Annotated in this window: 16 protein-coding genes and 1 pseudogene; 14 read left to right on the top strand and 3 right to left on the bottom strand. The window is 62.6% G+C overall.

All coding sequences use genetic code 11. The features are described 5' to 3' along the window. The first annotated feature begins 60 nt into the window (after positions 1-60). From HSDC_RS02105 to HSDC_RS02130, 6 genes are all read left to right on the top strand, one after another. Positions 61-3759 carry an ATP-binding protein gene (locus HSDC_RS02105; protein WP_064698263.1) on the top strand — a complete coding sequence of 1233 codons (3699 nt, stop codon included), beginning with the start codon at positions 61-63 and terminating at the stop codon, positions 3757-3759. Then, entirely contained in the window at positions 3756-4382 is a 627-nt protein-coding gene (locus HSDC_RS02110; RefSeq protein WP_064698264.1) for a condensin complex protein MksE, read from the top strand. Before HSDC_RS02105 ends, HSDC_RS02110 begins: the two co-directional genes overlap by 4 nt. Then, complete coding sequence (locus tag HSDC_RS02115; protein ID WP_064698265.1) at positions 4379-5620, top strand: hypothetical protein; 1242 nt, start codon at positions 4379-4381, stop codon at positions 5618-5620. Before HSDC_RS02110 ends, HSDC_RS02115 begins: the two co-directional genes overlap by 4 nt. An 82-nt stretch (positions 5621-5702) precedes the next feature. Next, positions 5703-6488, top strand: a complete 786-nt coding sequence (locus tag HSDC_RS02120; RefSeq protein ID WP_064698266.1) for a 5-oxoprolinase subunit PxpA — start codon at positions 5703-5705, stop codon at positions 6486-6488. Beyond that, entirely contained in the window at positions 6485-7201 is a 717-nt protein-coding gene (gene pxpB, locus HSDC_RS02125; RefSeq protein WP_064698267.1) for a 5-oxoprolinase subunit PxpB, read from the top strand. Before HSDC_RS02120 ends, pxpB begins: the two co-directional genes overlap by 4 nt. Next, complete coding sequence (locus HSDC_RS02130) at positions 7198-8136, top strand: 5-oxoprolinase subunit C family protein (protein WP_064698268.1); 939 nt, start codon at positions 7198-7200, stop codon at positions 8134-8136. The genes pxpB and HSDC_RS02130 overlap by 4 nt, the downstream gene beginning before the upstream one ends. A 42-nt stretch (positions 8137-8178) precedes the next feature. On the opposite strand, the gene HSDC_RS02135 is transcribed toward HSDC_RS02130, so the two are convergent. The 3 genes from HSDC_RS02135 to HSDC_RS02145 form a co-directional block, all read right to left on the bottom strand. Further along, positions 8179-8394 (bottom strand): ribbon-helix-helix protein, CopG family, encoded by a 216-nt coding sequence (locus HSDC_RS02135; RefSeq protein WP_064698269.1) that lies wholly within the window; start codon positions 8392-8394, stop codon positions 8179-8181. Between the two features lie 94 nt (positions 8395-8488). Then, positions 8489-9175, bottom strand: coding sequence for a DNA-binding transcriptional regulator CsiR (gene csiR, locus HSDC_RS02140; RefSeq protein WP_064698270.1), 687 nt, complete (start codon positions 9173-9175; stop codon positions 8489-8491). 173 nt (positions 9176-9348) lie between these two features. Beyond that, positions 9349-10887, bottom strand: a complete 1539-nt coding sequence (locus tag HSDC_RS02145; RefSeq protein ID WP_064698271.1) for an alkaline phosphatase D family protein — start codon at positions 10885-10887, stop codon at positions 9349-9351. 506 nt (positions 10888-11393) lie between these two features. Here HSDC_RS02145 and HSDC_RS02150 point away from each other — a divergent pair. The 8 genes and pseudogenes from HSDC_RS02150 (at position 11394) to HSDC_RS02180 (ending at position 20863) form a co-directional block, all read left to right on the top strand. After that, a complete protein-coding gene (locus HSDC_RS02150) occupies positions 11394-13157 on the top strand; it encodes an SLC13 family permease (protein ID WP_064698272.1) in 1764 nt (587 codons plus the stop codon). A 150-nt stretch (positions 13158-13307) separates the two neighbouring features. Beyond that, on the top strand, positions 13308-14114 hold the full coding sequence (gene cysQ, locus HSDC_RS02155; protein ID WP_064698273.1) for a 3'(2'),5'-bisphosphate nucleotidase CysQ: 807 nt from the start codon (positions 13308-13310) through the stop codon (positions 14112-14114). Between the two features lie 115 nt (positions 14115-14229). Continuing rightward, entirely contained in the window at positions 14230-15144 is a 915-nt protein-coding gene (cysD, locus tag HSDC_RS02160) for a sulfate adenylyltransferase subunit CysD (protein WP_064698274.1), read from the top strand. A gap of 115 nt (positions 15145-15259) precedes the next feature. After that, positions 15260-15583 (top strand): annotated as a pseudogene (locus HSDC_RS16330) (four helix bundle protein). 78 nt (positions 15584-15661) lie between these two features. Further along, positions 15662-17575, top strand: coding sequence for a sulfate adenylyltransferase subunit CysN (gene cysN, locus HSDC_RS02165; protein WP_064698275.1), 1914 nt, complete (start codon positions 15662-15664; stop codon positions 17573-17575). Positions 17576-17771: 196 nt separating this feature from the next. Continuing rightward, positions 17772-18212: an RT0821/Lpp0805 family surface protein gene (locus tag HSDC_RS02170; protein ID WP_137055165.1), complete on the top strand. Its 441-nt coding sequence runs from the start codon at positions 17772-17774 to the stop codon at positions 18210-18212. Then, positions 18209-19987 (top strand): polysaccharide biosynthesis/export family protein, encoded by a 1779-nt coding sequence (locus HSDC_RS02175; RefSeq protein ID WP_064698276.1) that lies wholly within the window; start codon positions 18209-18211, stop codon positions 19985-19987. Before HSDC_RS02170 ends, HSDC_RS02175 begins: the two co-directional genes overlap by 4 nt. A 60-nt stretch (positions 19988-20047) precedes the next feature. Next, on the top strand, positions 20048-20863 hold the full coding sequence (locus HSDC_RS02180) for an ABC transporter permease (RefSeq protein WP_064698277.1): 816 nt from the start codon (positions 20048-20050) through the stop codon (positions 20861-20863). Positions 20864-20865 lie beyond the last annotated feature (2 nt).

Consider the following 20865-nt stretch of genomic DNA (forward strand, 5'->3'; position numbering starts at 1 on the left):
GCAGCGACGGCTCGATAGCGAAGGCAATGCTCGATTGTTTGCACTGATCAAGGACGCGGCATGGCCCACCTGTTACGAATCGTGATGATTCACGGTCACCTGGACGGCGTCGTCGAACTGGATGTCGATGGCCACACCAATATCTGCGGCACCAATGCCTCCGGCAAGACCACCCTGCAGCGCCTGGTGCCGGTCTTCTACGGCGAGCTGCCCAACAAGGTCGTGCCGAAGACGCGAATGAAGTTCGATGCCTTCTATCTGCCGCATCGCAACAGCTATCTGATCTACGAATATCGGCGCGAGGCCGGCAACGTCTGCCAGGCGGTGCTCACGCGCAAGAAGGAAGGCGGTCTGGAGTACCGCTTCGTCGGCGCGCCCTATCAGCCCGAAGACTATCTGGTGGAAAGTGGCGAGGGCGTCGTGGCACTGGATTATGCTGACTGGGTGAGCGGGCTGCGCCGTGCCGGCGTCAACGTCTCGTCCAAGCTCGGCGCGACCTCCGAATACCGCTCGGTGATCCAGAACGACTTCACCCAGCAGCAGGGCAACCGTCGTGAGGCCCTGAAACTTCGCCAGATCGCCGTCCAGTTCAGCCTGGTCAAGCCCGAGCGGCGCATCCGTCACATGGAAAAGCTGATCTCGGCGGTGCATGCCAAGGAGGGCAAGATGGACACCCTCAAGACCATGCTGGCGGCGATCTTCGAGGAAGACGGCGTCGAACTGCCGGTGACCCGGATCCGCAACACCAAGGCTCGCGAGTGGATCGCCCAGATGCGCCAGTCGATGCGCCTGGAGCCGCTTCAGCAGTCATTGGCTCGCCTGGAGGACGTGGATCGAGGCATTGCCGACCTAGAGTCGACATTGTGGCAACTCGGTCCCCAGCTGGACGCCGACCGTCATCGTGCCGAGCGCGTGCTGGCCGACGCCGAGGCCGAGCTCAACACCCGGCAGGAAGCCTTTCAGGCCCGCGAGCACGAGTACGAGCAGGCGCGTGATGCGTTCAACGACCGCATCAGCGAGCTTGCCAGCGAACTGGACCGCACCCAGCGCAGCCTGAACGACCTGCAACAGCAGTACGAGCAATACGCTGAGGCCGACATGCCCGCCCTGGAGCGGGACCTGGCCGAGCTGCCTCAGTGGCGCGAACAGGTCCAGCAATTGCAGCAGCACCTGGCCTTGATGCAGGACGCCGCCCAGGCGAATCAATCCCGGCTGGATGGACGGTTGCGCGAGCTTTCCGACCACCTGTCACGGCGTACCGACGAGATCCAGGCGCTCATCGATGAGCTGGGCGACGAGAAGGCCGCCTGCCAGGAGCGGCAGTGGGCGTCCGAACGCGAGCTGGAAGCCCAGTACCACACCCAGCGAGCCGAGCTGGAGGCCGCCTATCAGACACGACTCGAGCAGGGCATCGAGTGCCTGGCCGACCTCAAGGCCCAGCTCGCCTCGACCGGCCAGTCGCCCGAGGAGGCCCAGGAAAGCGAGCTGGCCCAAGCTAGGGTCGATCAGGCACAGAGCGATCGCAATGGTGCGGCCGGCCGCGTCGAAGGCCTGCGCCGCGAGCACGAGACCTTGCGTCGCGAGCGCGAAGCGGCCGAACAGGAACGGGAAAGCGCCAGGCAGCAGCTCAATCGAGCGCAACAGCGTTGGCAGGAGCTCCAGCGTCAGCGCGACCCGGCCGAGGGCAGCCTGCGTCACTTCATGCGTTACCACCGTCCGGGCTGGGAGCATCGGTTGGGCAAGATCATCGCGCCCGAGCTGCTCGAGCGCCGCGATCTTTCGCCTCGGCTGACGGAAACCGAGCACGATGGTCTATTCGGTGTGGCGCTCGACCTTGCCGCCATCGAACTGCCCGATCACGCACGCGACGAGGCGAGTCTCAATGAGGCTATCGAAGCCGCCGAGATCGAGCAGGCCCGTGCCGAGGCCGACCTCCAGGCTGCCGAGAAGCAACTGAAGGTTTGCCACGAGCGCGTTCAGGGCGTCGAGGAAACGCTTGGCCAGGCACGGCTTGCCCTGAAGCGGGCCGACGACGAGGTCGAATATGCCATGGATGCCCGGCATCAGCTCCAGGAGCGTCATGCCCAGCAGCAGAAAGCGCGCCGGCGTGACGCCGAACAGGCATTGGCCGACCAGCAGACCGCCGACCAGGCCCTGCGCGCTGAAAAGCGTGAAGCCCTCGGCACGCTTGACGATACCCACCAGGCGCAGCTACTGGAACTGAAGGCCGACGGGCAGGCCCGGCTGGCGAGCTTCGACGCGCGGATCGACCAGCACAAGCAGCAGCTCGAGGAGCTCAAGGCCGAGCACCAGCGTCAGCGCAAGGAACTGGAAGCCGCCTTCGATCAGGAGTTGCAGGAGCAGGGTGTCGACCCGGAAAGACTGAGGTCCACTCGCGGGCGCATTGCCGAACTGGAAGAGCGCATTCGTGTCACCGAGGGGCGTCGCGAAGAGCTCGACGCCTACAGCCGCTTCATGCGCGTCGAATGGGGCGAGCGCAAGCCGCAACTGGTCGACCGGGAAACGACCCTGACGTGCGACAAGCAAGCCGCCGAGCACCAGCGCGAACAGTGCCGCAGCGATTTCCAGGCCGCCAAGGTCGCGCACCAGGACGCCGTCAAGGCCTTGAAAGCCCGTCGCGATGGCGAACAAGAGATCATCGATGCCCTCAAGCCATTGCTGAGCCAGGTCGAGGGGCTTGGCCTGAGCGTTGCCAACCAGCCGATCAACGAGGCGCCCGGTGATGTGCATGAGCGCATCGAACGCACCCGTCAGGCACTGAGCCAGCGTGGCCGGGAGCTGGAGACGCTGCGCAAGGGGTGCGAGCAGGTCGAAGCGGATCTGATCAAGGGCGCCAGTCAGGGATTCGTCGAGACCCTGGACGCCGAGCGGGCCAAGCTCGGCGGCGACGGTGCGGAGCAGGGCGTCAGCCCACGTCGCCAGTTGCCGCTGTTGCGTGGCATGCTCCAGCTGCTCGAGGACCAGCAGCAGCAATTGATCCAGCAGGGGCGCAACCTGGGGGCGGACCTGGACAAGTTCTTTACCGTCTTTCGCGACCTCAATCGCCGCATCAGCGCCCAGAGCCGGCGGCTATCGGAGGAGGTCGCCGACGACCTGCGCCTCGACGGCATCGGCAAGGCCGAGGTACGCATCCAGTCGACCATCGACGAGCTGGGCTTCTGGGAGCCGCTCAAGCGTTTCGCCCAGTTGTACCGCGACTGGGAGCATTCCACCCATACACTGCCCAGCGACGATTACCTGGATGCCCTGGGCGACGTGGTGGACCTGCTGCGCCACGACCAGCAGTATAGCTTCGAGAGCCTGCTGCGGCTCGAGCTGCATCTGAACGAGGGCGGCACGGATCTGGTGATCAAGAACGATCGCCAGTTGCTCGAGTCTTCGAGTCATGGCATGGCCTACCTGATCCTGTGCAAGTTCCTGCTGGCCTTCACGCGGCTGCTGCGCGGACCTTCGGAGATCGCCATTCACTGGCCCATCGACGAGATCGGCACCCTGGCTTACCACAACGTCGAGACCCTGTTCGACGCCTGCGACAGTAATCGCATTCATATCGTGGGCGCCTTTCCCAACCCGGAATCCGACGTTCTGCTGCTGTTCCACAACCGCTACCTTATCGACCGCGACGCCACCCAGCCGCACCGGCGCCGGCTGAAGCGCATCGAGCCGCGCCTGAGCCGTCTGGCCGAGCGCCTGCAAGCACGCACCACCGAGCCTGCCAATGAGGAGGTCCCGTCATGATCGAGCATGGTCCGCTGCTGGAACGCCTGCTGGCCGGCGAGTTCATCTGCGCGGTCAGCGATGACAGGGCTTTCCGCCGTCTCGAAGACCAGGAGGTGCGCGAACAGATCGACACCTACCTGCGCCCGCTCAATCGCCGGCTGGCCACCAATACCGAGGGCAGCGTCTACTTCCTGGCCTGGCGACAGCTCAACGACGAGGCGCGCGAGCAGCTATCCCGGCAGCTGAGCGATACCCTGAACAGCCTGATGCCGATGCTGGAATGGCTCCAGTTGATGCAGGAAGCGCTGGGCCACGATGCCCTGATCGCCCCCGGCGATGTGCTCAAGCCCGCCGAGCTGAGCGCTCGCTGTGAAGACAACCAGAGCCTGCGCGAGCATCTCGAGCGGCTCGCCGGCGACAGTTTCTTCGGCTCCCAGAGCGAGCAGCTCGATGCTCAGATGAAGCAGGTCTTCAAGCGACTCAAGGAACACGGCTATCTGCTTCAGCCCCATGCCGATCGCCAGGTCTACCTGGTCACCGGCAAGATCGACTACCTCATCGATCTGGTGCGGTTCATCCGCGACGAAGAGAATCTCCCTGTCGACGACGAGATGCCAAGGGCGCAGGAGAGTCTGCTGTGAGGGACGATCACGAGCTGGAGAGCTGGCTGATCACCACCGGCGTCGAGCGGCTGGCGCTGCTCGGCAAGCATGCCGATGCCCTGATGCAGGGCTACAGCCGCGACGAGGTGCCGCTGGAGGCCCTGAGCGAAACCGCGCTGCGTCGCTTGCTGGCCGCGCGCATCGTCTGGCGCCCCGACGACCATGGTGGCGTGAAGCTCGCCCCTCGGGTGCGCGAATTGATCGCCGAGATGCTGGCCGACGAAACCCGCCGCCACGTCAATGCCGATGTGGGCGAGACCCTGGAGCTGCTGCGCAGCCTGGTGCAGAGCTATCGCGAGGCCTTGAACCAGGGGGAACACTGGCGGCAGGAACAGCAGCTGCTGCGCCTGCGTCAGGCGGTGGATGACCTCAACGGCCGCTTCGCCGACGCCATCGACAGCCTCTGGCAGCGTCTCAACAGCGATTTCGGTTTCGTCAGCCGCTTGAACGACAAGATCCGCGAGAACGACCGGGCCCAGAAGCAGATCGTGCGCCTGCTGGACGGTCTGCAACTGATCGACTTCAACGAGCTGATCGAGCTGGTCGGCACCGATGGCGCATTGCGCAAGCTGCTGATCAGCCAGTTGCAGCGTCAGCTCAGCCAGCACTACACCAGCCTGCGCGAGGTGCAGAGCCGTCTCACCGAGTTGATGGCGCGCTTTCGTCAGCAGCAATCACGCAGCCGGCTGGTGAGCGGCATGGCCGCCTTCCTGCGCGAGCATCCCAGCTTCGTGCCCGGCAACTACGCGCGTCGCAGCGAGGTGCCGGAGCTGGTCAACCGGGCCACGCCCCTGACCGCCGCCGCCGCACCGGCCCTGGACCACGAGCCGGATACCCGGGTGCTGACCGACCTTCTGCACCAGCTGCCGGCGCCGATGCACAAGCCTCGGGAGGTTGCCGCGGCAAGGCCTGCCGAGGTCGAGGAGCAGAGCCTGGTGGCGGCTCGCCAGCAGGCGCTCAAGCAGGACGTGGAAAGCTTCTATCTGTCGGTGATCGATCACCCCGACTCGTCTGGTATCAGCGCGCTGGCTTACTTGCAGGAAAGCGGCCTGGAATGGGGTGAGGAAATCTGGCTCTTCCAGGTCATCGCCGAGTACCAGGGCCTGCCGCGCAGCGAGCAACGGGCCTTTCGTCTGCGCCAGGAAGAGACCCGGGCCAGTGCCTTCAATGACGTGCGGCTGATTCACGATGTCACCCTGCAACTGGCCACGGCATGAAGGGCCGTACGGTCGGCTTGTTAAAGTGGGGCTGGACGACCGATGATGGCATCGAGATCGAGATGGAAATGAGGGGAGGAGCATGCACATCCTGCGCCTGAACGCCGACATGGGCGAGAGCTTCGGTGCCTGGACCATGGGCATGGACAGTGAGGTCATGGCCCATGTGGACCTGGCCAATGTAGCGTGTGGCTTCCATGCCTCGGACCCGGACGTGATGCGCGAGACGGTCCGCCTGGCCGGGTGCCACGGCGTGACGGTGGGCGCGCATCCTGCCTATCCGGACCTGATGGGGTTCGGGCGACGCTCCATGGCCTGTTCGCCCGCCGAAATCGAAAATCTCGTGCTCTACCAGGTCGGTGCCCTGGCCGGCATGTGTCGCGCCGAGGGGCAGTCACTCGGTTACGTGAAGCCCCATGGTGCTCTCTACAATGACATGATGCGCGACCATGACATCCTGGCCGCCGTGATGCGTGCCGTGGCGGCCTTCGATGCCAGCTTGCCCTTGATGGTGATGGCCACCCGCGACAACAGCGCCGAATGGGGGCTGGCTCGCCAGCACGGCGTGACGCTATGGCGCGAGGCCTTCGCGGATCGTGCCTACGATGGCCAGGGGCGCCTGGTGTCGCGACGCGAACCAGGTGCGGTGCATCACGAGCGCGAGGTCATTGTCGACCAGGCTCGCCGCATCGCTCGTGGCGAGCCGCTGATCGCCAACGACGGCAGCGACCTGGTGCTTCAGGCCGATACCCTCTGCGTGCATGGCGACAATGCCGAGTCCATCGCAGCCATTGCCGCCATTCGCGAAGCGCTGGCGGAGGAGGGCCGGGCGACAGGGCGCTCCACGAACCAGGGCGGGCAGCCATGACAGCCGCGCTGCCGAGAATCGAGTCCGCCGGCCTGGACGGCTGGATGATTCGGCTGTTCGATGCCATCGACGAGGCCAACATGCCCTGGCTGACCGCCCTGGTGCGGCGCTGTGAGGCGAGCTTCGGCGATGCCTTGGTGGACCTGGTGCCGTCCTACACCACCTTGCTCGTGGTGTTCGATCCGCTGGCCATGGCCCCGGACGAGGCCCGGCGCCGGCTCGTGGAACTGCTGGCCGACCTGCAGCCCGACGCAACGTGCGATGAGGCCGCCCCCCGCGAGGTGCCGACCTGGTACGACCCCTCGGTGGGGCCGGAACTCGAGCGTCTGGCCGAGCGAGGTGACATGAGCGTCGAGCAGGTCATCGAGCGACACAGCCAGGTTGAATATCGTGTCTTCGCGCTGGGCTTTGCGCCGGGGTTTGCGTTCATGGGGCGAGTCGACGAACGGATCGCCTGTCCACGACTGGAGACGCCGCGCCGTCGCGTGCCCAAGGGCAGCGTGGCCATCGCTGAACGTCAGACGTCGGCCTACCCGCTGGAGTCGCCGGGAGGCTGGAACCTGATCGGCCGTACACCGGCAGTGTTGTTCGATCGCCATCGCGAAGGCTTCAGCCTGCTGGCCGTGGGCGACCGGGTACGCTTCGTGCCCGTCTCGCGCGCCGAGTTCGAGCGGCTGGGCGGTGATGTCCGGAGTGTGGAGGCCAGCCAATGAGCGACCGGAAGACATGCCTCGAGGTGCGCCGTGCCGGCCCCTTGGCGCTGCTGCAGGATGCCGGTCGTTTCGGCGTACGACGCCTGGGCGTCACCCAGGGCGGCCCCGCCGATCTGCACGCCTGGGCCTGGGCCAATCATCTGGTCGGCAACGCCTGGGGCACCACGGCACTCGAGGTGACGATGGGGGGCCTGGAGCTCGAATGCACGGCCGATACCATCATCGCGGTGTGCGGTGCCGACCTCGGTGTGGCACTGGATGGCAATCCCTTGCCGCTCTGGGAAAGTGTGCGAATTCGACCAGGACAGCAGCTGGCCTTCGCTCAGCCGGTGAATGGCCTGCGTGCCTATCTGGCCATTGCCGGCGGCTTCGCTGCCGAGCCGGTTCTCGGCAGTACGGCCTGCGTACCCCGTGAGGGCCTCGGTGGCCTGGATGGGTTCGGTCACAAGCTGGAAGCGGGCGACAGACTGGAAGCCGAAGCGTCGTCGGCCGTGCCGGATGCCGGTGCTCGTGCGCCGCTAGATGAGCGACCCGACTATGCCGAGCCTCCGAGACTGGCCCTGTTGCCGGGCGCCCAGATTGCCGAGTTCGATGGTCGCAGCCTGTACCGGGCCTTCAATACGGCGTGGCGGGTCGATGACCGGGCCGATCGCATGGGAGTTCGCCTGCGCGGACCGGAGTTGCGTTGTCGACTTGGCGGCATGGTGTCCGAGGGGATCGGGCTCGGTGCGGTACAGGTTCCGCCGGATGGCCAGCCCATCGCGCTGCTCAACGATCGCCAGACCATCGGCGGCTATCCGCGCCTGGGTGCCCTGACACCACTGGCCTGTGCACGGCTGGCACAGTGCCTGCCGGGGCAGGAGGTGTATCTGATGGTCACTGCGCCAGAGCGCGCCCATCGCCAATACCGACGCTTTCGTGCCGGCTTCCGGTAGCTGTCGTCGCTGCCGCCGTCGGGCAAGCGCGGTGCGGCGATCTCAGATACCGAGCCCGCTTTCGCGCAGTAGCTGGTCGATGGAGAGTTCCGAATGCGAACGGCGAGGAGCGTCCTCGAACATCAGGTCAGTCTCGAGCTCATCGACCCCCTCGCTGACCAGACGCTCGATCAACTCGGCCTTGGAGAGGCCAGTGCGCTCGGCGAGGCGCTCCAGGCGGGTTTCGAGTCCTTGGGAAAAGCGCAGAAAGTGCGGCATGGTGCGGTCTCCTGGCGAGATGATGCCAGTATAGGCCGACTTTGTGACAAACCGTTGACGCTCATTGGCGTGCTTCGTGAAAAAGCGCGGACGTCTAGGCCAGGCCGCGTCGTTCCATCACCTCCAGAATGATCGAGACCGGCGTCATCAGGTGATCGCGCATCATCTGGCAGGCCTTGTCGGCGTCGCGAGCGAGGATGACCTCGACCAGGGCGGCGTGCTCCTGGCGCTTGCGCGCCAGAGCCTCGTCGGAGAAGACCGTCTCGTACAGCCACAGGTGGCGATAGCGTTCGACCTGGTCGAAGAGGTTCTCGCGAATCTGCAGTAGATGTGGGGAATTGCAGCCGGCGGCGATGGCGTTGTGGAAGGCCTTGTGACGGGCGTCCCAGACATCGAGCATTTCGTCGGGGCTGTTGACCTCCATGACCTTGGCCAGCGTATGCGCCTTGGCGAGGATGTCGGCTTCCCAGGCATCGTCACCGCGCTGGATGGCCAGGTCGAGCACCAGTCCTTCGAGCTGTGCCCGGGCATCGTAGAGATCGGCGAGTTCCTCCCGGGACATCGGCGCGACCCGGTAGCCGCGCTGGCTGATGGCCACGACCAGACGCTCGGCGACCAGCTGCGAAAGCGCCTCGCGCAAGGGGCCGACACCCAGGTGGTAGCGCTGCTTGAGGCGACTCATCAGCAGCTTTTCGCCAGGCTGGAAGACGCCGCGAATGATGTCGTGCTTGAGGCTGCGATAGGCGCCGATACCGAGATTCTGTTTCGGGGTGCTGTCCATCGTTCTGCCGTTCACTGAAGTAGACGGACATGATACGCGAACAAGCTCGGGCGGGAAGGAGGGGAGGCGGAAGAGCGCCGCTTCGCGGCAGGAAGTAGAGAAGAAGGAAGAGGGAAGAACCCCCCAAACCAGCTTCGAGGCTGGGTCCTCCCTTCTTCCCTCTGCCAGCGGTGCTAGCTGCGCTCTGGTGTTAGCTCCTGCTTATGCAAGGCATTCCCGGCGGCGTCTTTCAGGGTAACGGTCAAGATTTCGCTCTCGCCATCGAGATCCACCTGGCCGAAGAACTGATAGCCCGCCGAAGGTGGCAGGTTGGCCTGGCCGTCGGGCGGCGCTTTCTGGAAGACGACCTCGGGCCCGAAGGTGGCGTCGAGGTCATTGGGGCCGAAGGTGCCGGCATGCAGGGGGCCGCTGACGAATTCCCAGAAGGGCCGGAAATTCTTGAAGGCGGCGCGCTCCGGCGCGTAGTGATGCGCTGCGGTGTAGTGCACATCGGCGGTGAGCCAGACCACGTTATGGACGTCATGGTCGCGTATGGCCTCGAGCAGTCGGGCGATTTCCTTTTCCCGACCCAATGGCTGGCCGGGTTCCCCATTGGCGACAGCCTCGAAATCGTCGCCATCGGTGACCACCAGGCCGATCGGCATGTCCGAGGCGATGATCTTCCAGGTGGCGGTGGAGCGCTTCAGGCTATCGATCAGCCAGTCGATCTGTTGGCGGCCGAGCAGGGTAGCGCCGTCCTGTTGGCGATTGCCATCATTGCGGCCACGGAAGCTGCGCATGTCGAGCATGAACACCTCGAGTCCCGGCCCATAGGGAAAGCGACGGTGAATTCGCTGCGGCGCCTCGGGTTGCTGGCGTAGTGGCATATACTCGAGAAAGGCCTGGCGAGCGCGAGCTGAGAGCAACGAGACGTTGGTTTCGGTGTAGCGCGGGTCGTCCAGCACCTCGCCGGGGTACCAGTTGTTCACCGTCTCGTGGTCATCCCATTGGGCCAGCATCGGCACCTCGGCATTCAGACGTCGCACATTGGCGTCCAGCAGGTTGTAGGCATGCTGGCCCCGGTATTCGTCGAGTGTCTCGGCGACCTTGCTCTTGGCTGGCGTGACCCGGTTGCGCCAGATGCTGCCATCGGCCAGCTCGACGCTCTCCTTCAGAGGGCCATCGGCATAGATGGTGTCGCCGGAGTGAATGAAGAAATCCGGGCGTTGACTCCGCATGGTCTCGTAAGTGGTCATGCCGCCGCGCGATTCGTCGATACCCCAGCCTTGGCCGGCCGTATCGCCGGACCAGACGAACCGGACATTGCGCTTGGTACTGGAGGGCAGGGGCAGCCGGCCGGTCACTGGCTCGCTGACGGCGCGATGATCGCCCAGGGCCGCAAACCGCACGCGATAGTGCAGGGTGTCCATGCCTTCGAGTCCGGTGACGTCCAGCTTGGCCGTGAAGTCTCGAACAGGCATGGCGTCGGGGCCGCGCAGTTGGCGTGCGCCCTTGAATTCTGGATTGTCGGCGATCTCCAACAGCATCCTGGACGGGCGGTCCGCGCGGGACCAGATCATGGCGCGATCGGTCAGCATGTCTCCGCTCATCACGCCCGAGGTAATCATCGGCCGGCGTGTCTCGGCAAGCACGATGGCGGGTGAGGCCAGGGCAGCGCCAAGTGCCACCCCGCCTTGCAGGCCAAGCCCCAGTACCTGGCGTCGTGTCGGCATGTCATCGGTCTCCTTGGGTCGTTATCGGCATTCAGGAGGCTAGGCAAAGTGGATGACAGTTCTATCGACATCTGATGAACCTTGGATCACGGATGACGTTTTTCAGTCAGTGTCAGCAAACAGCGACAATACAAAGTCGCGCGTTCATGTGGTGAGATAGGGGCAAGATCGACTAGCGAGATTGGGAATGGCAAGACAAAGAGGTCTCGCTGGCGGGTAACACCCAGGGGCGTGCGGGTCACGAACACCATCACGCCCAGGGGAGTAACAAAAACTTACATATTGTTCAGGTACTTCTGTACCACGACTTGGGTCTTTCGGCTGGTCGTCATTGCCGTAAATCCATAGAATGGCCGGCGGACTGTGCCTCGGTACTCTTGGCGCAATAGCCGCCGGAGGCCGCAGGAAGCGGCGCCATACAAACGCAACTCGACAGGGCAAGGGAAATCGCCCGGAGCAATCCCGGGGCGGTAGCGTGCCTCGGCGAACTTGGAGTCTCATATCACATGGCAATGGATGCCTGGCTCAGTATATTCAGCGTAATCGCCGTCCTGGTGGCCCTGGCCGTCACGCGTATCGCGGCGGATGCCATCCTGATAGCGGCCATGGCGTTTCTCGTGGTCAGCGGCGTGCTCGAACCTGCCGAGGCGCTGGTCGGTTTTTCCAATACCGGCGTCATGACCATCGCGGCCCTCTATGTCGTTGCCGCCGCCCTCAAGGAAACCGGTGCGGTACAGTGGGTGGCGAATGGGCTGCTGGGGCATCCCAGCTCTCTCAAGAAGGCGCAACTACGGGTCATGCTGCCCGCGTCCAGCCTCAGTGCCTTCATGAACAACACCACCGTGGTCGCCATGTTCATACCGGCACTACAAGAGTGGTCCCGCAAGCTCAAGTTATCTCCTTCCAAGCTGCTCTTGCCGTTGAGCTACACCGCCATCCTCGGCGGTACCTGCACGCTGATCGGGACGAGTACCAACCTTGTCGTCGATGGCCTGCTTCAGAGCGAAAAGGGCGTGTCGCTGGGCATGTTCGAGCTCGCGCAGGTCGGCCTGCCTATCCTGCTGATCGGCGGTGCTTTCCTGGTCCTGTTCTCCGACCGCCTGCTGCCGCGTCGCGAAGGGGTGATCGAGCAACTCGACATGGCGCGTGAGTACAGCGTCGAGTTCGTGGTCAACGAGAGCGGCCCCCTGGCCGGCAAGACCATCTCAGAGGCCGGGCTGCGTAACCTGCAATACGGCTACCTGACCGACATCGAACGCGATGGACGCTTGATGACCGCCGTGCCTCCCGAGACCCAGCTCGAGTCGGGCGATGTGCTGGTCTTCATCGGCGCGCCGGAATGTGCACGTGAGCTTCGCCAGGTCCGGGGAGTGACGCCCGCCAATGGCGACATCCACAAGCTGGATGTCGCCAACCATCAGCGTTGCCTGGTCGAAGCCGTGATCGGACCGGATTTCACCGGTGTCGGACACACGGTTCGCGAAGCCCGGGTGCGCTCGCGCTTCCAGGCAGTGATTCTGTCGATTTCGCGTCAGGGACGCCGCCTGCCCGGCAAGGTGGGGGATATTCGCCTGCAGGTGGGCGATACGCTGCTGATGGAAACCGGGCACGACTTCGTCGAGCAGTATCGTTACCGGCGCGACTTCCTGCTGGTCAGCGCCCTCAACGACTCCACGCCACCCAACTTTCACAAGGCGCCGCTCGCCTTGGCGGTGCTGGGCCTGATGGTCGGCGTGGCAGGCCTGGGTCTGCTCTCGATCTTCGAGGCCGCGCTGCTGGCCGGTGGCGGCGTGCTGATGACCGGTTGCATCACCGTCAGCAAGGCGCGCCGTTACATCGATCTTTCCGTGTTGACCGTGATTGCCGCCTCCTTCTCGTTGGGCGCGGCCATGACCAGCTCCGGCGCCGCCCAGGCCATCGCCGGCGCGGTGGTCAGCGACAGCATGTCGCCCTGGTTGGCACTGGCCATGATCTACCTGATGACGACACTCTTCACCGAGATCATCACCAACAATGCGGCGGCGGTGTTGATGTTCCCCATCGCCATGTCGGTGTCCGAGCAGCTCGGTGTCAACTTTATGCCATTTGCCATCGCTATCATGTTCGCAGCTTCAGCCAGTTTCATGACACCGCTGGGCTACCAGACCAACCTGATGGTCTATGGCCCTGGTGGCTATCGACTGATCGACTATCTGCGCCTGGGCGCACCGCTCAGCCTGCTCGTCGGGAGTACGGCGGTGGGGCTGATACCTTTGGTATGGAGTTTTTGAGAAGTAAGAAGGAAGAGGAAAGATCGGCTATCCCTAATATTTTGAGCATCAAGGTTTTCTTCCCTCTCAAGGTGCGTAGCGCTGTTCTTTCATCTTTCATCTAATGTTTCGCGTAAGGAGATTCTCTTGACTGATTTTGTAACGGATGACATGCGAGACCGCCTGCTTGCCGGTGTCGACGCCGCGGGCCGAGAGGTGCTGGAGGTCTATAATCGGTCCTATCAGGTGGAAACCAAGGAGGATGACAGCCCTCTGACCGAGGCGGACATGGCATCCCATCACGCGCTGGTGGCCTTGCTCGAGTCCGTGACACCTGGTGTGCCGGTGCTGTCCGAGGAGTCCGGTGATATTCCCTACGAGACTCGCCGTACCTGGGATCGCTACTGGTTGATCGATCCGCTGGACGGTACCAAGGAATTCATCAAGAAGAACGGCGAGTTCACCCTCAACGTGGCGTTGGTGGAAAACGGCGACCCGGTGTTCGGCATCGTCCATGCGCCAGTGCTCGATACGACCTGGCACGGGCAGGTCGGCCAGGGCGCCTGGAAAGTGGAGCAGGGCGCCGCGAAGCGCATCCAGGTTCGTGCCCTGCCTGGCGAAGGCGGCGTCGCCTGGAAGATCGTCGGCAGCCGCTCCCACGGCTCTGAAGCGTTCGAGGCCTTCTGCGCTCGCCTGCCGAAACACGAGCGGGTCTCCATGGGCAGCTCGCTCAAGCTATGCCTGGTGGCCGAGGGGCAGGCGGATCTCTATCCACGCCTGGCGCCCACCAGCGAGTGGGACACCGCCGCCGCCCAGGCGGTCGTCGTGGCCGCCGGCGGGCAGGTGCTCAATGCCGAAACCCTTGAACCCCTGCGCTGCAACCAGCAAGATTCGGTACTCAACCCATTCTTCATCGTCTGCGGTGAGCGCGACCAACGCTGGACCGACGCGCTAGGCGAGAGCCTCGCCGAGACGTAGTTGGCTTCTCCTTTTAAGGCGTGGCGCATCGCGCTTTCTCCTTCAGCGTTATCGCCACGCTTTGCCGGCTTGAAAGTTTCTTTCCAGTGCCCGAATTCTCAATGGAACGACCGATATGGAAATAACACCCGAACGCCAGACTCACCTCAAGCAGCTCGAGGCCGAGTCGATCCACATCATTCGCGAGGTGGCCGCCGAGTTCCGTAACCCGGTGATGCTCTACTCCATCGGCAAGGATTCCTCGGTGATGCTGCACCTGGCGCGCAAGGCCTTCTATCCCGGGCCGCCGCCGTTTCCGTTGATGCACGTCAACACTACCTGGAAGTTCAAGGAAATGATCGAGTTCCGTGACCGTATGGCCGAAGAGGCCGGCATGGAGCTGATCGAGCACATCAACCAGGAAGGGGTGGAAGCCGGGATCAACCCCTTCGACCACGGCAGCTCGAAATACACCGACATCATGAAGACCCAGTCGCTCAAGCAGGCGCTGGACAAGTACCAGTTCGATGCTGCCTTCGGCGGAGCCCGTCGCGACGAGGAGGCCAGCCGCGCCAAGGAACGGGTCTTTTCCTTCCGCGACAAGCACCACCGCTGGGACCCCAAGAACCAGCGTCCCGAGCTGTGGAATGTTTACAACGCCAAGGTCAACAAGGGCGAATCCATCCGCGTCTTCCCGCTCTCCAACTGGACCGAGCTGGATATCTGGCAGTACATCTACCTGGAATCCATTCCCATCGTTCCGCTGTACTACTCCGCCCCGCGTCCGGTGGTTCACCGCGACGGCATCGACATCATGGTCGACGACGACCGCATGCCGCTCGAGGAGGGCGAAGTGCCCGAAGAGAAATGGGTGCGTTTCCGTACCCTGGGCTGCTACCCGCTGACCGGCGCGGTGGAATCCAAGGCCACCACCCTGCCCGAAATCATCCAGGAAATGCTGCTGACGAAGACCTCGGAGCGCAGCGGCCGCGCCATCGATCACGACCAGGCCGGCTCCATGGAGAAGAAAAAGCGGGAAGGGTACTTCTGAGGCGCGAAGCGCCTCAAAAAGCTGTAAGCCGGAAGCTTGAAGCTGGAAGTTCAACCCTCACTACATGAGCTAATCTGCATGATAGTCATGGAAGCTGGACTTCGAAAAGCTGCGAGTGTGGAAACATTCGGCCAGGTTATCGGCCGAACTGTATAAGGAAATGCGCAATTTACATGACTTTGGTTTCAAGGATCAGATTACGCGCGCCGGCCTATCAGTACCCAGTAATATCGCGGAAGGCATGACTCGCGGAACCCTGAAAGATTAATGCCGGTTCCTATTGATTGCTAAGGGTTCATGTGCCGAATTACGAACACAAATTTACATCGGTATCGACATTGGCTATATCGACAAGGCTATTGGTCACCGATGGATACAGGAAACTCGTGAAATTGCCGCCATGCTCTCAGAGCTGGTAGGCAAACTCACAAATGAATAAATCTGCTGTGTGGCGAATGGGGTGGAAGTTCTTCCAGCTTTCAGCTTTCAGCTTCCAGCTTCCAGTTAGGGATGCGTTATGTCACATCAATCAAGTTTGATCGCGGACGATATCGAAGCCTATCTCAAGGAGCACGAGAACAAGGATTTGCTCCGTTTCATCACCTGCGGCAGCGTCGATGACGGCAAGTCGACCCTGATCGGGCGGTTGCTGCACGACTCCAAGATGATCTACGAAGATCAGCTGGCCGCGATCACCCAGGCCTCCAAGACCAGCGGGACCACCGGCGACGAGGTGGATCTGGCACTGCTGGTGGATGGCCTGCAGTCGGAGCGGGAGCAGGGCATCACCATCGACGTGGCGTACCGCTTTTTCTCGACCGACAAGCGCAAGTTCATCATCGCCGATACGCCGGGGCACGAGCAGTATACCCGCAACATGGCCACCGGGGCCTCCACGGCGAGCCTGGCGGTGATCCTGGTCGACGCCCGCCACGGCGTGCAGACCCAGACTCGCCGACACAGCTTCATCGCCGACCTGCTGGGCATCCAGCACCTGGTAGTGGCGATCAACAAGATGGATCTGGTCGATTACTCCGAGGAGCGCTACAACGAGATCGTCGCGCAGTACCAGGAGATCGCCGACAAGCTGAATGCCCCGGATATCCGCTTCGTGCCGATGTCGGCCCTGAAGGGCGACAACGTGGTCAACAAGAGCGAAGCGATGTCCTGGTACGAGGGGCCGGCGATGCTCGAGCTGCTCGAGACCGTCGAGATTCGACACGATCAGAACCTGCGTGACCTGCGCCTGCCGGTGCAGTACGTCAATCGTCCCAACCTGGACTTCCGGGGCTATTGCGGCACCTTGGCTGCCGGTGTGTTGAAACCGGGCCAGGCCATCCGGGCCTTGCCTTCCGGGAAGACGTCCCGGGTCGAGCGCATCGTCACCTGGGATGGCGATCTGGAGGTTGCCTACCCGGGGCAGGCCATCACCGTGACGCTGGAAGACGAGATCGACATCTCGCGCGGTGACTGGATCGTTGCCGAGGATGCCCAGGTGCCGCTGGCCACCAGCTTCGAAGCCGACATCGTCTGGATGCACGAGAAGGCACTCGAGCCCGGCAAGCTGTATGATCTCAAGCTGGCCACCCGCGACATGGCCGGCAAGGTGAAGGCCATCGACTACCAGGTCGACGTCAATACCCTCGAACAGCGCCACGCCGATCACCTCGACCTCAACGCCATCGCGCGCTGCCAGGTGGAGTTGACCGCGCCGGTGCCGGTCGACGACTACCGTACCAGCCCGGGTACCGGTAACTTCATCATCATCGACCGACTCACCAACATCACCGTGGGCGTCGGGATGATTCATCAGCCGCTGGAAAGCGAGCTGCCGTACGAGTTCCGCGAGCACGACAGCAAGGCCAATGTGGTGTGGAATCGCACCAGCGTCACCCAGGCCATGCGCGAGCAGCTCAATGGCCATGAAGGCAAGTGTGTCTGGTTCACTGGCTACTCCGGCTCCGGCAAGTCGACCCTGGCCAACGCGCTGGAAGTCGAGCTCAATCGCCGCGGCTATCACACCATGCTGCTCGACGGTGACAATATCCGCCATGGCCTGTGCAAGGACCTGGACATGGGCGAAGGTGACCGTGCCGAGAACATCCGCCGGGTGGGCGAAGTCGCGCGGCTGTTCGCCGAAGCCGGCGTGATCGTGATCACTGCCTTCATTTCACCGTTCCGCGCCAACCGCGAGGCTGCTCGCGAACTGTTCGACGAGGGCGACTTCATCGAAGTCCATGTCGACACCCCGCTGGATATCTGCGAGCAGCGTGATCCCAAAGGGCTCTACCAGAAGGCGCGTGAAGGCAGAATCCAAGACTTCACCGGTATCAACAGCCCCTACGAAGCGCCGAGAAACGCTGAGGTGACGGTCAACACGGAAACCATGAGTCAGCAGGATATCCTGACCCGTCTCCTCAAGGAACTCTGACGCATCACCCGTTAGACAGGCACGCACGGCGTTGACCCTCGGGTCGCCGCCGAGTGCTGCATGCGGGTATGCGGTTGCCTGGTAGCCGCCGCCCTTCCATCATGAAGTGCCGTCGCAAGCAAGGGCCAGGCCCGGGAGGCGCCGGTCAATTCGAAGTGGCGGCGACTGCCATGCCGATATTGCAAGGGAAACCAATATGGAAAAACGACAATTCAGTGGCATGTTCCGCATGGGAGCGACATCGCGTCCCTGGGGACGCCGCCATGCATCCGCGATGCTGGTGGCGTTCGCCGTGAGCGTGTCGGGTTGCGCCACGCAACAGGGGCAGAATCCCTCCGGCTCGGTCATCGACGGGCCCACTCAGGGCACCCAGCTAGGCTCCAATCTCAATGGCTTTCTCAGCCAGTCCGGCCCTGGTGCCACTGTCGTGTTGCAGGATAGTCCCTGGGGAGGGAACGTCGAGGTGATGGCGGATGCGACGTACTACGCGGCAAGCGGTCGTGACTGTCGGCAACTGCAGATCATGCAGTTGCAGGGCGGCAATGTCCGCTCGGCAGTGGCCTGCAAGACGTCCGATGGCAGCTGGGTCTCGCAGCGGCTGGTAACGCAAACCCAGGCAGGGAGAATGAGCCGGTGATCAATCGCGATACTTCGACGTTGGGCGCCCTGCTGGTAGCGGGCTTGTTGCTGCTGCCCGGCTCGGCAAATGCCCAGAGCTTCCTGCAGTCGGGCATCGGTGGCTCGGAACAGCAACAGCAGAGACAGGGGCAGTCCCAGAGCGCGTCCGGACAAGCGCAGAGTGGCGGGCAGAGCAGCAATGTCGATGCGACGCCTCGCGCCAACTGGGAGAGCGCCAACTATGGCCCGGTGGTCAAGCCCAACCGTTACGGGATGAAAGCCGAGCCTCCCAAGGCCGAAATGGACAAGCTGGACCCCTTCGGGGCCAACCTTTTCGAGGGCGGATTCCGTGGCACCATGGCCGATGGCCTCAATTCCAGTTACAAGATCAAGCCCGGTGACCAGGTGACGTTACGTGCCTGGGGTGCCGTGGAACTTGACCAGACCGTGCCCGTGGATGCCCAGGGCAATATTTACATCCCCTCGATCGGGCCGGTGCAGGTACAGGGGATGAACAGTCAGCAGCTCGATGCCCAGGTTCGCCAGGCGATTCAGGATGTCTATCCCCAGGACGTGCAGGTGTACACCAACCTGCAAGGCGTCCAGCCGGTGGGCGTGTTCGTCACCGGTTATGTCGAAAACCCGGGGCGTTACGCCGGCACTCCCTCCGACTCGGTACTCTATTTCCTCGATCAGGCGGGAGGCATCGACAAGGATCTGGGCAGCTACCGGCAGATCCGGGTGGAACGAGGTGACCGCACGGTCGCCACCGTCGATCTCTACGATTTCCTGCTCGACGGTGATATCCAGCGTCCGCAGTTCAAGGACGGCGATACCATCGTGGTCGAGGAGCGCGGCCCGGCAATTGCCGTGACCGGCGATGTGAAGCGTGAATATCGCTATGAGCTGCAAGGGCAACAGCTCAGCGGACGGGATGTGCAGCAGCTCGCCCGCCTGAACAGTGGTGTCTCGCACGTGTTGCTGCGCGGTGATCGCAGTGATGGTCCGATGGCCGAGTACTTCCCGCTCGATGAGTTCGCCAGCCAGACCGTGCAGAGCGGTGATGAAGTGCTGTTCAGTGCCGACAAGCGTGCCGAGACGATCGTCGTCGAGCTTGAGGGTAGCTTCTATGGCCCCTCCCGTTATGCACTGCCACGGAATGCACGCCTTGGCGAGTTTCTCGATGCGATCGGCGTACCCAAGGACATGACCAGCGTTCACGATATCTCGATCCTGCGTGAAAGCGTCGCCAAGCAGCAGGAAGAAGCGCTCGAAAAGAGTCTGCAACGCCTGCAGACGACCTACCTGGGTTATCCGGCACGCACCGCGGAAGAGGGCAAGATTCAGGTACAGCAGGCCGAGTTGATCGAGCGTTTCGTGCAAAAGGCCTCGAAGGTCGAGCCCACCGGCCAGCTGGTTGTGGCTCGCGGGAATAGCGGCATCGCCGATGTGCGCCTGCAGGACGGCGACGTCGTCAAGATCCCCGAGACCAACGATGCCATCCTGCTCAGTGGCGAGGTCACCATGCCGCAGGCCGTGGTCTATACGCCTGGTATGTCCGTCGAGGACTACATCGAGCAGGCGGGTGGCTTTACGCCGCGTGCCAACGACGATGAAATCCTGGTGGCGCATCGCAATGGCGCCGTTATCCCGGCGGATGACGCGGAACTGCGTGCCGGCGACGAGATCATCGTGTTGCCGAGAGCTCCGACCAGCAACCTCGAGCTTGCCAAGTCGATCACGCAGATTCTCTATCAGGTTGCCGTGGCCACCAAGGTCGCTCTCGATCTCTAACCTGGGCCTCGAGTGGTGAGGCGAAAGATCGCGTCACCACTCGTACGCAAGGGAAATATCATGCTAAGCATATTTACTCGTGAACCTGATGGCGAAGGTCGATCCCCTTGGGATGTGACCCGCAGCGTCTGGTACGCCATGTTCATGCGCGAGGCCATCTCGCGCACCATGTCGGACCGCATGGGCTGGTTCTGGATGGTTGCCGAACCGGCAGCAATGACATTGATCATGGTAGCGATTCGCAGCCAGATAAAAGGCGGAAATCTGATTCCCGGTGCGGAGTTTGTTCCCTGGTTGATCACCGGATTAATGGGCTTTTATCTAGTGCGCGAAGGATTGATGCGGGGCTTGGGAGCAGTGGATTCCAACCAGGCACTGTTTGCTTATCGCCAGGTACAGCCGGTGGACCCAGTACTGACGCGCAATTTTCTCGAAGGCATGCTGCGTACCTTCGTCTTTCTGCTGTTTATCGTAGGTTGCCTGATGCTGGGCATTGATATGATGCCTGATGATGCCTTGCTTGCCATGTTCGGCTGGTTCTCACTCTGGTGCCTGGGGCTTGGTGCAGGGCTTGTCGTTTCGGTACTGGGTTCGCTGGTGGAGGAGATTGGCAAGATTGTCAAACTGGCTAGTCTTCCGTTGTTGATTCTGTCCGGGGTTATCTTCCCTCTGAATCACCTGCCACACAGTATTCTCGAGTATTTGATGTACAACCCTATTGTCCATGGGCTCGAAATACTGCGTTATGGTTTTTTTAATGGCTATCACGTCGTGCATGGGACCAGCCTACTATATCTCTGGCTGTTCACGTTCAGTCTGTTGGCCTTGGGTTTTTTGTTGCATGTTACCTTCAAGGAAAAACTCAAGGCGAAATAAGT

The organism is Halomonas caseinilytica (assembly GCF_001662285.1).
Classification (GTDB): Bacteria; Pseudomonadota; Gammaproteobacteria; order Pseudomonadales; family Halomonadaceae; genus Halomonas; species Halomonas caseinilytica.